We start from the raw sequence: 14,953 nt of genomic DNA on the forward strand, positions 1-14,953 counted from the left end.
TATTAAACAATACTCCTCAAACGATATCGGGTTACATTTATTTCTTTTATTTCTTTTTGCGGTCGGTTTCCGGGATTATTGGTTGGCCCCAAAAGAAATCTCACTCAGGAAGTATAAATTTTCTCCACATGAATAGTGGTACTGATAAAAACCATCTTTTCCTACCATGAGAAGGATATCCGGAAGAGAAATCACATCAAAGGCATCTATATCCTCATAAAATTTTGTTTGGGTGATCTTTGTGGGGTCCTGGAGGTTAACATCAAAGACCTTGAGTCCGTGACTCCCCTCACAGATAAACAAACATTCTGAGTTGATCGCTAATCCGTGTGGATTGAGCATCTCATAAGTTTTAGAGAGGGTTGGTTTGGTTGGATCACTTATATTCACAATATCCAGTTGATTGGTAAATCCATTACATTCTGTCCCGTTTCTCAGGGTCACATAAGCATAATCTCCCTGTACCACTACAGGGTCACAGCTTGTTGTATGCTCATACTTGGAGAGCAATTCCGGATTTAACGGATCGGAATTATCCATAATATACATACCGTCCATTGCTCCTATAAACAGTTTTTCCTCGTAAGGAAAAATGGTCTCTATTCCCCATCCCAGGTCTACAGTCCCCTGCTTACTCGGAGTGCTTGGGTTGGTTACATCAAAAACGTTTAGCGTATTGTGATCTACGCCATAAAGTGTTTCACCATCCACTACAAAACGCGCCATAGAGCCTGATTCTCCCGTGTCATTTGCACCGTCTCCACCACTGTTCATTGTCGGGCTATAGCTTACATCATCTTCAGCCATTCCGCCCCAGAACCAGCCACCATTATTTTCTCCACAATCCGTATCTTCATACTCAGCCTCCACATAGGTGACTATAGTATTCATTTGAGCATCAAAATAGGTCATCATGCCTGAAAAGTCATGGAAAACGTCTTCTTCCCTCCTCACCAGAACAGGTTCCTGCTCATTGCTGATATCAAAAACCAGCAGATCTGTATAGCTATCTGCATAGAGGTAATCCCCTTTGGCAGCCATGGCGAAGTTTCCGGGAATATTTATGAACCCTACGGAAACCGGTGATTCGGGGGTTCTGTCATCAATGATATGAATTCCTTCTGTTCGTTCATTAATAAACACAAAACCGGCTTTATAATATATACCTCCAGGCTCCTCTATCTCCCTGGGGTCGTCAAAAGACACTTCATCCCGCAGTGAATCCAAATCCAGATATACTGGCTCATAGGTCATGTAAGTGAATTTCTCACATGTGTGATAACATCCGCTGTATAGCAGCGATAAAATGATCAGGATGATGATCGAAAGCGTAGATAGCTTGATCAGGTCCTGCTTTTCCTGATCTTGTTCGTGAGAGTGTTCTGTGTGTTTCATTAGTAAGGCAGTTTGTAGTTTCTAAGACACACGTCCCCTTCCAAATGGTTGGATTGAATTCTGAAAAATTTTAATTGAATTTGTAACGGATACCTGTCATGATGCCAAACCCTGATGGGTTAGCTGTAAAACCGGAGTTTTCTTTGGTCAGTGAATTGATAGCCTGACGGTAATTTGGCTCCAGAATAACATCAAATCGGTTGAGAACTTCATACCCCAGCTGTACACCAGCCAGCCCACTAAAGCTAATCTCCCTGTACGGTGAAGACTCTCCCGGACCAATGGTTACATTTGCGATTTCTCTATCAGGATCTGATAGTTTGTTCCCCAGGTAGAGATTTGCGGCAACCCCGGCATTTAACTGTAACCTGAACTTATTATCAATAAGCATATAACCTGCTTTTACAGGTACTGTGGCAAACTGAAACTGATTAGACAGATCCACATCTTTATAATTATACTCCAGAATCTCTTCAGAATCAATGATATTCTCTACCTGTGGTATACTCCTGATTTCTGCTGAGGCAGGTATAACCTCACGTACTTTGGAGGACTCGATCACTAAATTAGTGGTAGTAGTAGCATCAGCCCGGGCATATTGGATACCACTTTCCACTGACCATTTTTCATTTAGTTTTACACCGAAATTCACACCCAGCGCCACCGTTTCTCCGGCAGTCATTCCCTCGCGTAAATTGGGCCCCTGGGTATCTACAGCTTCATTGCTAGTCAGAGAGTAAGAGGATGAAGCATTTGATGTGGATAAAGTATTTACTCCGGATTCATAGTTCGGATCAAAACTTCCGGAACCTACATTCAAACCCGCCCAATACCTATCTTCACTATCTGTTGTTTTTTTCTTTTTCCCTAAACCATAGTTATAGGTTGGCAACATGTACATTTCCTTATCCACATGACTCGCCATTTCCAGGCTGGGATTGAGCCGGTCCATCTCCAGAGCATTATAATCCACCAATTCAAACTGCTCCTCATTTTGCTCATCAGCCGAAGCGATAGATGAAATGAGTAGTTTTCTGCTGAGAAAAGACGGCTCCTCTCTTTCAGGCTGTGTAGGAATAGCGATCTGGAAAGATTGAGCTTCCGGATTATCAATAGTGACTATGCCAGTCAGTGTACGTGATTCCTCCTGACCGGAAAAATATACATACTGAGAAATACCCAGAAATGCAGCCAGGAGAATGCTTGCAGCTACAGCCCATTTGTAATAAACATTTCTGGACTTGTAAGCAGCTAACTCCTCATATGCCAACTGTCGGTCGATCTCCTTCCACACTGATGAAGGAGGCGCCGCGTCAGCACCCTCAAAGGCCTCTTGCCAGCCTTTCTCAAATTCATCCTCAGAGTTCTCCGGCCCTATCATAATTTATTCTGTTACTTTCTGATATCCACTCTTTCAATAATCCCTTGGCCCGCGCATATTGAGATTTGGAAGTTCCTTCGCTGATTTCCAGCATTTCGGCTATCTCATGATGCTTAAAGCCCTCTATTGCATACAGATTGAAAATGACCTGACACCCCGTAGGTAGTCTTCGGACCATTGCCAACAACTCCTTATGACTGAAACTGGATAAGGTGAAGTCGTAACTCTGGTGATTTTTTAAATCGCCAATATCCACCATAGGATACAGGTAGAGCTTACTCCGCTGATGATTTAATGCCGTGTTGATCACAATCCGCTTAATCCAGTATGCCAGTGATGAATCTTTTCTGAAATTTTTAATATTCTGAAAAACTTTCAAAAAAGCTTCCTGAAGAATATCTTCTGCCTCCTGCTGCATTTTGGAATAGCGCAAAGCAATAGGGTACATACGTGGCCCGTATGTATCATATAAGTTTTGCTGCGCTTTACGTTCTCCCTTACAGCAGCCGTGAATTAATTCTTCATCACTGAATGACATTCAGTTCGGTTTAGGTTTTACATTATGACCACACAAAAAGTGAAATAGTTGTAATCACTCTTAACAAATTTATGAAATTTAAGCATCTCAAACTATATATCCATTAAGTGTTAGTTTCAAAGACCACCATAAATAGTAAAACTTCGAACATGAAAGCATTATCAATCTGCATAACCTGTACCCTGATTTACCTGGTCAGCTGTGTACCGGTAACCAACACTTCCAGCTACAACCCCACTAAAAAACTGGCCTACGATAATTTTAACTATGAATCCATAGTAGGGATGGTTCAGCTTTACCCGAATACTAACAATGAGAGGCCTTCACTGGAATACCCCATGATGCAGCTTACAGATCCCGCCATACAACTGTCTTTTGACCTGCTGGAAGAAAATTACAGGTATATACAAGCCAGATATATACACTGTAATGCAAACTGGACCCGCTCATCGCTGGCCGACATCCAGTTTCTGGATGACTACAACGAGTTTTCCATTAGTGATTATGAATACTCCTCCAATACCCGAATCCCTTATGTCCATTATGACGCCAACCTCCCCATTCCTAAAATTCCCGGTAACTACATGCTGGCGGTTTACAATGAAGGCAACGAGGATGACCTGCTTTTTGTCAGAAGATTTTGTGTATACACTCAACGATCCGCTATAACCTCTGAGATTTTACAAAGTGATATTGTGGCTGCCAGGGTAAGTAATCAGCAGATCGAGTTTACAGTTAATTATGAAGGCATCAGTAATCCCAACCCCTTGCAGGATTTTAAGATCACAGTGCTCCAGAATCACAATTGGAACACTGCTATTACTGATTTGAAGCCGACACTGATCAGAAATGATCAAAAGTACATGGAGTACCGGCACTTCAATGGAGAAAATAACTTTATCGGACTAAACGAATTTCGCTTTTTTGACTTACGCTCCATTGACTATCGGGGTATGAACGTGTCACATATAGAAAAGCAACCCGGTAAAGTAGATGCCTTCCTCAACCAGGATAAGTCCAGAGGCAACCTTGCTTATACGCAAATAAATGAAGATCTGAACGGTAACTATTTTTTACAAAACACCGACCCAAATGACGCTCAAAGTCAAAGCGAATATGTAGAAGTTCATTTTGAACTCCTTTCTGAAAAACTGGAAGGCGATGTATTTATAAACGGTCATTTGACTAATTGGGGATTAAGTACCAATAATCTCATGGCTTACAATCCCAATAAAGGCATTTACCAGGGCTCCCTGTTACTCAGACAGGGATACTACGACTATATGTACTGGGTAAAATCAGAAACTCTCCCGGCAGACTACCTGGAGGGGAGTAACTATCAAACCCAAAACGATTACGAAATCCTGCTCTACTATAGGGATCCCTCTAAAAACTACGACGAACTGATCGGGTATAAAAAACTATCAAGCCGAAATTAGCTCGTCCCTGGATTTATATAAAACAGTACGTTCTGTTGGGTCGCTATTTGCCAGATCGAGCATTCCGAAGCCCTTACAGCAATAAGCGCCTAACCCGCAGGTGAAAATAAAATCCTGGATTTCAGGCGCAGCATAAAGTGTGAAAGGAAACGTGTACCCTCTCACTTCATACTTTACATCCTGATCAAATACCGGATAGATCCTGCTGAATTTCTTGCCACCCATCTTTATTTTCTCAAGGTACTCTTCATCCGGAACCAGCTGAAACTTCTGCGCTTCCGGGATTTCACTCATATCCACCCCGTATTTTGTCATACGTTTTACAGTGCTTTCGTAAAGTAAATCCGAGAAGGCATCAGAGGAAGGTTCGAAAAACTGCTTACTTTCACTGCTATTAAAAGACGATGGAAGCAAGATCAGTGGAGAAATACACACATACTTCGTTCCTCTTTCAAAAGTAACCGATAGCTCCTCTTCTGCTATCTCGGGTTTCAGGCTCAAATTTCCCAACATTACTTCTTCCTGTCGCATTATCAGCTGTACAAGATGATCCATAAAATCAGGACTGCCTGAAGAAAACACAATGGTGACCTTACGGGAGGTATATTGCAGGCCTTTTTTACTGATCTTTGTCTGTCCCTTGATCCCTGAAAAACTGTAAAACGGATAATTTTTAAACTCCTTACTGTCAGCAGAGACCAGCAGACCCTTTACGGTCTGAGCTATCAAATACTGATGGTGAAATGGGACGAGACCTCCTCTGTTGTTTACTTGAAAAGTTATTCGTATTCTCACGTGCTCTAAAAAATGTGGTTCGTTTTCTGTAGAACAGCGATCGGGGTGATTTTGTTTAAACCTTTTTAAGAATGATTAAACATTAAACCTGAAGTGCATAATGTCTCCATCCTGAACAACATAATCCTTACCCTCAATAGCCAATTTACCTGCTTCCTTACATGCCTGCTCTGAACCTAAAGCTTTATAATCATCCAGCTTAATTACCTCAGCTTTGATAAAGCCTTTTTCAAAGTCGGTATGGATCACTCCGGCCGCCTGAGGAGCCTTCCATCCTTTCCTGATCGTCCAGGCACGCACTTCCTGTACCCCGGCGGTAAAATATGTAATCAGATCAAGCAGGGAATAAGCAGCTTTTATCAATCGATTAAGCCCTGATTCTTCCAGACCATACTCTTCCAAAAACATCTCTTTGTCGTCAGGATCATCAAATTCCGCAATTTGCGCTTCCAACGCTGCTGAAACTTTTACTACCTGAGCTTCTTCTTTTGCAGCCATTTCCTCCAGTTGCTGACTGTACTTATTCCCACTGTTTACATTCTCCTCCTCCACATTTGCTACATAAATGATCGGCTTGTCTGTAAGTAGTTGTAATTCGCGAACAATCTCACGCTGCTCTTTATCCATTTCAAGAGATCGCGCATTCTGACCAGACTCCAGATGCTTCTTAAACTGCATCAATACATCGTATTCTTTTTTAGCCTTGGCATCTCCACTCTTGGCAATTTTCTCCACCCGGGTGATTCGTTTGTCGGTAGACTCCAGGTCTTTGAGCTGCAGCTCCGTGTCGATCACCTCCTTATCTTCTATTGGGTTTACCCGGCCTTCTACGTGTACGATATTGTCATTTTCAAAACACCTGATCACGTGGATAATAGCATCCACCTCCCGAATGTTCGCCAAAAACTGATTACCTAACCCCTCTCCTTTGCTGGCCCCTTTTACCAGGCCTGCTATATCTACAAACTCAATGACTGTAGGGATTACTTTTTGAGGGTTTACCAATTTCTCTAAAACCGTCAGTCGCTCATCAGGAACGGTAATAACACCCACATTCGGTTCGATGGTACAAAATGGAAAATTGGCCGCCTCTGCCTTAGCGTTGGACAGCGCATTGAATAAAGTTGATTTTCCCACGTTTGGAAGACCAACAATACCACATCTTAAACCCATATTTAGCTCTTGCTTTTAAATACTTTATATTGATTAAACCCAGCATAAATCTCTGTTGATGAGACTCTTAGCACCGTATATACGGGTATAGCCCCTATCATGCCGGGAATGCCAGCTACCGTAGCGCCCACAAAAATAATGACAAATATTTCTAAAGGATGGGCTTTTACACTTTTAGAGAAAATAAGTGGCTGGAGTACGATATTGTCCGTAGCCTGCACTACGGCAAAAACTGAAAATACCTTTATGACCAGGATGATGGTATCATTGGAAAAAGAAAAATCTCCGGAAGTGCTGACGGCTACTATAATACCAAATATTCCTCCCAAAATAGGCCCGAGGTACGGGATCAGGTTAGCTACAGCAGCAAACACCGCAATGGTAATGGCATATGGAACTCCTACTATGGATAACCCGATAGCTGCAACCGAAAAGATGGAAAACATCTGAAAAAGCAGCCCGAGTAAATAATTGGACAGCAAACGCTCCATTTTATAAAGAGCTGAGATGAACACTTCAAAGTACTTATTTGGAATGAGGGCTATAAGTTGTCGCCTGAGGATCCCATTCTCAAGAAGAAGAAAAAATGTAATGAATGTGATCGCCAGCATCCCAATGAAAAAACTCCCGGTAAAGCTGATAAGCTGATTAAGTATTTCGGTAAAATTGATGCTTTGAATGAAGTTTATAATGCCATCGCGCATATTATTCACCATAAACCCCTCCTGATTATCCGTAAGGTTATTGGCGATCAAAAAATCCTCCAGGGATTTTACTGGCTGGATAAGCGAATCAAACACCACATTGAAATTCATACCGGTTAATACCTCTATCTGGTTTGATATCAATGGGATAAACAAAATAACAAAGAGGGATGCTATACCCATGACTACTATGAAAGAAGAAAGTATAGCAATGAAGCGGGGAATATTCCCCCCAAAAACCTCTATCCTACTGATTTGATTTACCAAGGGACGTAAAACAGTAGCCAATACCAGGGATATGGTAATGTAGGCAAAGATGTCTGAAAAGTACCATACTGCTACGCCCAGTAAGCCAACTACAATACCAATAGAAACCAGGGTTCGGTTCATGAGCTTAAGTTACCGGTATAAAAAAAGCTCCCAAATAACTGAGAGCTTTAATTTTTCATAATGGGTAGTCTAATCCCACTTCAGCTCTGAATCATCGCTATCAGACACATTAACCGTTTCTTCCTCATCATTTCGATCAAATTGCGAAAAATCCACATCAGGAAGAAGTTCGTTTTTCACATGGTTTACGGTCTGGTTCAAGGCATCAACAAATTTATGGAAGTCTTCTTTGTATAAGAAAATCTTGTGTTTTTCATAAAAAAAGCCGTCTTCCTTAAATCTACGCTTACTTTCTGTAATGGTCAGGTAATAATCATTTGACCGGGTTGACTTCACATCAAAAAAGTAAGTCCTCTTACCAGCTCTTACCCTTTCTGAATAAATTTCGTCTCTCCCTTTTTCCTTATTCTCTTCCACTATTACTTTAGGTTTGGTGTCTCTTGTTAATATGCTTTCGCAATGTTATTTAAAAATTCAGAATTAAATATAACATTATAAGTTTGACAAATGCAAACCGTTACCATCTTCTAATAAGCTAAATAAAACTTAATTTCGTAATATCCGATTGAATAAAGGGGGAATTAACAATTTAATAATGGATGTAAAACTCGCTGATATTAAGCAATTCGAAAGCCTGGATTTACTGGCCAGGCAGCTGGTGGAAGGATTCATCACAGGCCTTCATAAATCGCCTTACCATGGCTTTTCGGTGGAATTTGCCGAGCATAAGCTTTACAATTTTGGCGAAAGCACCAGGCACGTAGACTGGAAAGTCTATGCCCGGACCGATCGATTATATACAAAGCAGTTTGAGGAAGAAACCAATCTGCGAGCTCATATACTCATGGATGCATCAGGTTCGATGTATTATCCTCAGCCTGAAAATACAAAAATGAAATTTTCAGTACTTTGTGCTGCATCCGTAGCTTACCTGCTAACATCGCAGCGCGATGCTGTTGGCCTTACCACCTTTTCAGAAGACATCCTTTACCAGTCTCCACTCAAATCGACCAAAACCCACCTCAACCAACTGATGACTGAGATGTCGTCTTTATTAAAAAAAGGACCGGGGGCCGGAACAAACGTGGCGGGTGTGCTCCATAAAATTGCCGCAAGCATTCACAAACGTTCTTTGGTAGTCATCTTCAGTGATATGTTTAACCAGACCGATGACCAGGAGGAAATCTTCAAAGCACTCCAACACCTGAAACACAATAAGCACGAGGTGCTGGTCTTTCATGTAACTGACCACAAAACCGAGCTTGAGTTTGAGTTTGATGATAGACCCTTTCGATTTGTCGATCTGGAGACCAATGAGTCCATAAAGCTAAACCCTCGAGAGGTAAAGACACACTACACCCGCCAGATGAAAGAACTTTACAACGATCTGAAGATCCGATGCGGTTCTTACAAAATTGATTTTGTGGAAGCAGATGTATCTGACCCGTTTGAAAAGATACTGGGAGCTTATCTGATTAAAAGAAAGCGAATGCGGTAACTCAGACCATCTCCAAAAACAACGCCGGACTCATGATTGAAAGTCCACTGTATTTGTAGTCCTTGTGCCTTCGGGTGATAAGGATTTTAACATTGTTTGATTCCACACAAAAGTTTTGGATCCCATCTTCAAGGTTACTGAAATTGGATTTTAAGGCATTCAGCACTGCACGGGAATCAAGGGTCCCAACTTCTACCAATTCGGCGAGTAATCTCAGTTTCTCCACCACCTTTTCATGGCTGGCAAACTGCCTCAACACATGGTAGAGATTACCAAATGTCTGAGGAAAAGCCAGTAGCTTAGCCTCCTTTCTTTCCGCCATGGAGAAAATTTGTGCAGCTTCTTTGGCTTGAGGCTCGCTATTGATCAGAAACTCAAGAATAATATCCGGATCTATAAAGGCTTTAATCATCAGCTTTTTGATACTTTTTGGTGATTAAATCACTTATGCTGATCTGTCCATCCACTTTAAAAGCACCTTGCAACTTAGCCGCCAAAGGAGTGCTCTTCTTCTCGCCCTCAAAATGTTCTGAGGTAATGCCGATCAGATACGACTCTATTAGATCAGAAAGACTCCTGCCGTTTTCCTTAGCATACTTCTTTGCCTTTCTCACCACCTCCTCATCAATGGATAGCGTCAGCTTTGCATTCATACGTACAATTTTACGAAAAATTATACGTAAAGCCAAAGTAACAGACAAGCAACCTTTATTACCCGATCCGCATCCAATAGCTCAAAATATCCTCCTCACCAAATAAACACGGCCTGAATAAATAAATGCGACTTGCTTGCAGAAATTCAGATTGACTCTCTAAAACAACTGACTGCCAATGGGTGTCGGATTATAAAAAGAGCAGATAAAAAAAAAGCGGGCCGGAGCCCGCTTTCGTTATCTTTAAACGTGTAGCCATTCTTTCTTGGCTAGCAGCTCCTCTTCGGTTTCTTCGTAATCCGGATCCGGCACGCAACAATCAACCGGACACACCGCCGCGCATTGTGGTTCCTCATGGAATCCTGTACATTCCGTACACTTTCCGGAAACAATGTAATAGAACTCATCAGAGACCGGCTCCTGGGCCTCATCACCATCTATTACGGAACCATCCTCCATCTCTACTTCCTTCAGGTCCGTGCCATCAGCCCACTTCCACTCGACTCCACCTTCGTAGATCGCAGTGTTAGGGCATTCCGGCTCACATGCACCACAATTGATGCATTCGTCTGTGATCATTATTGCCATTTCTAATCGCTTTGTTTTTTGTTCCTTACAATAACAAAGAACAAAAATATTCACAATAAGTTTGCGTCCAAACGCAAATGCATAATTAATGACTTTAGACGAAAGAATTGAAGCTTTTTCAATTTTAGGCGACAAAATCAAAAACCTTTCAAAGGAAAAGCGGGATGAAATCACAAATCGTGCTTATGCAGAGAACCCATGGTTCACCCCGGACCATGTTGAGAAAGCCCTTGAAGGCATTGCGTTTATGCTGGAAAAAGAAAAGCTTGAGAGGTGGCTCAGTGAATACAAGCTTACCGCAGAGGTACCTAAAATAGTGGGAATCGCCATGGCCGGAAACATCCCATTGGTCGGTTTTCATGACATGCTTACTGTGCTGCTAAGTGGCCATTTTGCAGCAGTAAAGACAAGCAGCGATGACAGTTACTTACCTAAAGTCATGGCTGATTTCCTTTTTGACATAGAGCCTCGATTCAAGAAGAACCTGGAGTTTTGGGACAGACTCAATAATATAGATGCTGTCATTGCTACAGGGAGTGATAATACTGCCAGGTATTTTGAATACTACTTCAGAAACATTCCGAAGATCATTCGAAAAAACCGAACATCGATTGGCATTTTAGATGGTTCTGAAACCTCAGAGGAGCTAAGTGAACTGGGGAAAGATATTTTCTGGTACTTTGGTCTAGGCTGCAGGAATGTATCCAAGCTCATCATTCCTGAAGGATACGACCCAAAAGCTTTCTTTGAGGCCATTGAGCATTTCAGTGAGATTGGAAATCACCATAAATACCGAAACAACTACGACTATTACAAATCCATTTATCTGGTCAATACGACCAAACACCTGGACAATGGGTTTTTACTTTGGTTGCCTACAGAGGACCTTGTATCCCCATTGGGTGTTTTATTTGCCCAGGAAGTTGCAGATCAAAAAGCTATTGAGAAGTACCTGGAAGATCACCAGGAAAAAATCCAATGCGTAATTGGTCATGGATACCTTCCTTTCGGAAAAGCGCAGCTGCCAGAACCATGGGACTATGCGGACAGGGTAGATACGCTTGAGTTTTTGAGCGGACTCAACTAAACGGATTCTGGTCCATGCTAACACCTGCCAGCATGTGGCTAAGAATTGGTTTACACTTGTGGGTGCATGCGGGATAAAAGGCTTTATGTATCCAACCTTCGGGGTTTGAGGATTCTCCCCACCAAAACTCTGCCATTGCAATTGGCTCATAACCTTTTTGAAAGGCATATTGGAGTAGTTTTGGAGCCGCGCATTCACCCGCTCCTCCCGGGGGGTTGCTATGATGCGTATGGGCAAAGATTTGCCTTAGATCTTTCTCACAACCCATCCGATTCAGGAATCGATAGTTCTCATAGATTCTGTCCTGAAGCGCATTGGAATTATCCCGTCTAAGCTGCTTCAGTTGATTGATCTCATCCTGATGATCCGCTTTACAATCATCTTCCAGCCGTTTTAAGTTTTGATTTATTCTGGTAAGTTCTGCCATGCCATTACTCAAAAAACTTCCTTCTTCCAAGCCATCGAAGACAGGTGGCACAAAATATGGATAGTGATTTCTCCCGCCCAGTTTACCGGAGAAAGCCGTCAGAAACCCGACATCCTGATCATCCTTTACGATCAAAACCCCAAACATTTTCCCTATAATAGTCCCTTCCTTACCCTCGATCAAACCAAAATTATGCTCCCAATCATTCTGTTCCAGGTGTTGTTGCACCTGAGCAGCAGCACGTACGCAAAGTTCATGTGGTTGATAATCAAATGGATTGTTGAATTGTGCAGGCAAATCCATATTTGAGATCGACTGATTGAAGGAAATAAGTAATGAATCCTTTTTTGACGTTTTCATGAGAATCTATAAGGAACAAAAAAGGCCGCTTACACAAGTAAACAGCCTTTCGTTCAGATTTTAAAAACCAATTATGACTTATTCAACTCCTTGATCAGATTAAGAGCTGACCCGGCCTTAAACCACGCAATCTGACCATCATTGTAAGAATGGTTGACTTTAATGGTGTCTGTGGAGCCATCATTATGCTTCACCTCAATAGTCAACGCCTTACCTTCGGCAAAATCAGTCAGATCCAAAAAGTCAAAAGTGTCATCCTCCCTGATCTTATCATAATCTGCCTCATCGGCAAAAGTCAAAGCAAGCATCCCCTGCTTCTTTAGGTTGGTCTCATGTATCCGTGCAAATGATTTCACCAGCACTGCCTTCACACCAAGATGTCGAGGCTGCATAGCGGCATGCTCTCGGGAAGAGCCTTCACCATAATTATGATCTCCCACCACAATGGTAGGAATACCAGCAGCTTTGTAAGCACGCTGGGTATCAGGCACAGTACCATACTCACCCGTCAGTTGATTTTTGACCTTGTCAGTCTCATCATTAAAGGCATTTACTGCTCCGGTGAGTGTATTATTGGCGATATTATCGAGGTGCCCTCTGAATCTTAACCAAGGACCGGCCATGGAGATATGGTCAGTAGTACATTTTCCTTTTGCTTTGATCAGGAGTTTGGCCCCGGTAATATTCTTTCCATCCCAAGGGTCAAAAGGGTCAAGTAATTGCAACCGCTTTGAATCGCTATTCACAACAACCTCCACATCCGATCCATCTGAAGCAGGCGCAATATACCCGGGATCTTCTACATCAAAGCCTTTCACCGGTAGCTCCCACCCGGTTGGCGGATCCAGCTTTACCTCTTCTCCCTTATCATTGATCAAAACATCCGTCATCGGGTTAAACCCAAGCTTTCCTGATATTGCGATAGCAGCCACCATCTCAGGAGAAGTTACAAAGGCATGCGTATTCGGATTTCCATCCGCACGTTTGGCGAAGTTTCGGTTGAAGGAGTGTACGATCGTGTTTTTCTCACCTTTATCCGCTCCCGCTCTTGACCATTGTCCGATACATGGTCCGCAGGCATTCGTAAACACTTTCGTGCCGAGCTTCTCAAATTTCTCTATAAAGCCATCCCGCTCAATCGTAAATCTTACCTGCTCTGAGCCGGGATTTATTCCAAACTCAGCAGCCGGCTTCAACCCCTTACTCAAGGCTTGCTCTGCAATAGAGGCCGCCCTGGAGATATCTTCATAAGAGGAGTTGGTACAGGAACCGATCAGCCCCCACTCCACTTTTTCAGGCCAGCCATTTTCTTTGGCCTTCTTGCTCATTTCTGAAATGGGTGTAGCCAGGTCCGGGGTGAAAGGACCATTTACATGAGGCTCCAGTTCAGAAAGATTGATCTCGATCACCTGGTCAAAGTACTTTTCAGGATCAGCATATACTTCCGGATCACCTGTCAGATGCTCTTTAACACCATTGGCAAGGTCAGCCACCTCATCCCGGCAGGTAGCTCTCAGGTACCGCTCCATAGACTCATCATAGCCGAAAGTAGAAGTAGTTGCCCCAATTTCAGCTCCCATATTACAGATAGTTCCTTTACCCGTACATGACATACTCTTTGCACCCTCACCAAAGTACTCCACTATAGCTCCTGTTCCGCCTTTTACAGTCAGGATTCCTGCCACCTTTAAAATTACATCTTTAGGAGCCGTCCAACCATTTAGTTTACCAGTTAGCTTCACACCGATAAGTTTGGGAAATTTGAGCTCCCAGGGCATACCTGCCATCACGTCTACGGCATCCGCACCCCCTACTCCAACAGCTACCATACCCAGACCGCCTGCATTTACAGTGTGAGAATCCGTACCGATCATCATTCCTCCGGGGAAGGCATAGTTCTCTAAAACTACCTGGTGAATGATTCCCGCACCGGGTTTCCAAAACCCTATTCCGTACTTATTGGAAACAGATTCTAAAAAATTAAACACCTCATTGCTGGTATTCAATGCATTTTGCAAATCCGCTGCAGCTCCGACTTTTGCCTGGATCAGGTGATCACAGTGCACAGTAGTAGGTACAGCTACCTTTTCCTTTCCTGCCTGCATAAACTGCAGCAAAGCCATCTGAGCTGTAGCATCCTGGCAGGCAATCCTGTCCGGAGAAAAGTCCACATAGGATTCGCCCCGCTTATAAGACTCTGTAGGCTCTCCCTCATACAAGTGGCTGTAGAGGATCTTTTCAGCCAGGCTCAAAGGTTTCCCGGTGATCTCTTTTGCTCTATTTACACGTTGGCCTATCTTCTTGTAGACCTCTCTGATCATTTCAATATCAAATGCCATGGATTTTGATTTTACTCCTGTTCAAAAAATTCAGTCGCCAAAGTTATTTAAATCTGAAAAATGATAATTAATTATTTAATTCAAATGTTAGGCTTTTAAAGAAGATAATTTGGAATAGGCGGAACAGATTGGCTTGCAGCTTGTTATTATTCTAAAATTTGACCCGGCATTTGACTATCAACTTGC

The 14,953-nt window shown here is 42.6% G+C and carries 15 protein-coding genes; 3 read left to right on the forward strand and 12 right to left on the reverse strand.

Going from position 1 to position 14,953, the window contains the following annotated elements; genetic code table 11:
• Positions 1-75: 75 nt before the first annotated feature.
• The 3 genes from AC3E9V_RS18210 to AC3E9V_RS18220 all read right to left on the reverse strand — a co-directional run bounded on the left by AC3E9V_RS18210 (position 76) and on the right by AC3E9V_RS18220 (position 3,314).
• The gene (locus AC3E9V_RS18210) at positions 76-1,395 is read right to left on the reverse strand and encodes an LVIVD repeat-containing protein (RefSeq protein WP_488749579.1); all 1,320 of its coding nucleotides are present in this window, start codon (positions 1,393-1,395) and stop codon (positions 76-78) included.
• 70 nt (positions 1,396-1,465) lie between these two features.
• Positions 1,466-2,776: a hypothetical protein gene (locus AC3E9V_RS18215; protein ID WP_488749580.1), complete on the reverse strand. Its 1,311-nt coding sequence runs from the start codon at positions 2,774-2,776 to the stop codon at positions 1,466-1,468.
• Positions 2,754-3,314: an RNA polymerase sigma factor gene (locus AC3E9V_RS18220; protein WP_488749581.1), complete on the reverse strand. Its 561-nt coding sequence runs from the start codon at positions 3,312-3,314 to the stop codon at positions 2,754-2,756. Before AC3E9V_RS18220 ends, AC3E9V_RS18215 begins: the two co-directional genes overlap by 23 nt.
• Positions 3,315-3,463: 149 nt before the next feature.
• Between AC3E9V_RS18220 and AC3E9V_RS18225 the strand changes: the two genes are divergently transcribed.
• Complete coding sequence (locus tag AC3E9V_RS18225; RefSeq protein ID WP_488749582.1) at positions 3,464-4,753, forward strand: type IX secretion system plug protein; 1,290 nt, start codon at positions 3,464-3,466, stop codon at positions 4,751-4,753.
• Here the strand turns inward: AC3E9V_RS18225 and cas6 are convergent.
• From cas6 to AC3E9V_RS18245, 4 genes are all read right to left on the reverse strand, one after another.
• Positions 4,739-5,548, reverse strand: coding sequence for a CRISPR-associated endoribonuclease Cas6 (gene cas6 / locus AC3E9V_RS18230; protein ID WP_488749583.1), 810 nt, complete (start codon positions 5,546-5,548; stop codon positions 4,739-4,741). The genes AC3E9V_RS18225 and cas6 overlap by 15 nt on opposite strands.
• A 75-nt stretch (positions 5,549-5,623) precedes the next feature.
• Entirely contained in the window at positions 5,624-6,721 is a 1,098-nt protein-coding gene (gene ychF, locus AC3E9V_RS18235) for a redox-regulated ATPase YchF (RefSeq protein WP_488749584.1), read from the reverse strand.
• 2 nt (positions 6,722-6,723) lie between these two features.
• Positions 6,724-7,815, reverse strand: coding sequence for an AI-2E family transporter (locus AC3E9V_RS18240; RefSeq protein ID WP_488749585.1), 1,092 nt, complete (start codon positions 7,813-7,815; stop codon positions 6,724-6,726).
• Between the two features lie 69 nt (positions 7,816-7,884).
• Entirely contained in the window at positions 7,885-8,232 is a 348-nt protein-coding gene (locus AC3E9V_RS18245; RefSeq protein WP_488749586.1) for a DUF3276 family protein, read from the reverse strand.
• A gap of 178 nt (positions 8,233-8,410) precedes the next feature.
• Here AC3E9V_RS18245 and AC3E9V_RS18250 point away from each other — a divergent pair, with 178 nt between their 5' ends.
• Positions 8,411-9,313 carry a DUF58 domain-containing protein gene (locus AC3E9V_RS18250; RefSeq protein WP_488749587.1) on the forward strand — a complete coding sequence of 301 codons (903 nt, stop codon included), beginning with the start codon at positions 8,411-8,413 and terminating at the stop codon, positions 9,311-9,313.
• Between the two features lies 1 nt (position 9,314).
• On the opposite strand, the gene AC3E9V_RS18255 is transcribed toward AC3E9V_RS18250, so the two are convergent.
• The 3 genes from AC3E9V_RS18255 to AC3E9V_RS18265 form a co-directional block, all read right to left on the reverse strand.
• Complete coding sequence (locus AC3E9V_RS18255; RefSeq protein ID WP_488749588.1) at positions 9,315-9,725, reverse strand: PIN domain-containing protein; 411 nt, start codon at positions 9,723-9,725, stop codon at positions 9,315-9,317.
• A complete protein-coding gene (locus AC3E9V_RS18260; protein ID WP_488749589.1) occupies positions 9,718-9,966 on the reverse strand; it encodes a DUF6364 family protein in 249 nt (82 codons plus the stop codon). Before AC3E9V_RS18260 ends, AC3E9V_RS18255 begins: the two co-directional genes overlap by 8 nt.
• 243 nt (positions 9,967-10,209) lie before the next feature.
• A complete protein-coding gene (locus AC3E9V_RS18265) occupies positions 10,210-10,554 on the reverse strand; it encodes a 4Fe-4S dicluster domain-containing protein (RefSeq protein ID WP_488749590.1) in 345 nt (114 codons plus the stop codon).
• An 88-nt stretch (positions 10,555-10,642) separates the two neighbouring features.
• Here AC3E9V_RS18265 and AC3E9V_RS18270 point away from each other — a divergent pair, with 88 nt between their 5' ends.
• Entirely contained in the window at positions 10,643-11,641 is a 999-nt protein-coding gene (locus tag AC3E9V_RS18270; protein WP_488749591.1) for an acyl-CoA reductase, read from the forward strand.
• Here AC3E9V_RS18270 and AC3E9V_RS18275 read toward each other — a convergent pair.
• Complete coding sequence (locus AC3E9V_RS18275) at positions 11,634-12,428, reverse strand: pseudouridylate synthase (RefSeq protein ID WP_488749592.1); 795 nt, start codon at positions 12,426-12,428, stop codon at positions 11,634-11,636. The two genes, AC3E9V_RS18270 and AC3E9V_RS18275, sit on opposite strands and share 8 nt — an antisense overlap.
• Positions 12,429-12,499: 71 nt before the next feature.
• Positions 12,500-14,767, reverse strand: a complete 2,268-nt coding sequence (locus AC3E9V_RS18280; protein WP_488749593.1) for an aconitate hydratase — start codon at positions 14,765-14,767, stop codon at positions 12,500-12,502.
• Positions 14,768-14,953 lie beyond the last annotated feature (186 nt).

The sequence above is a fragment of the Marinoscillum sp. HNIBRBA16962 genome, assembly GCF_057801515.1.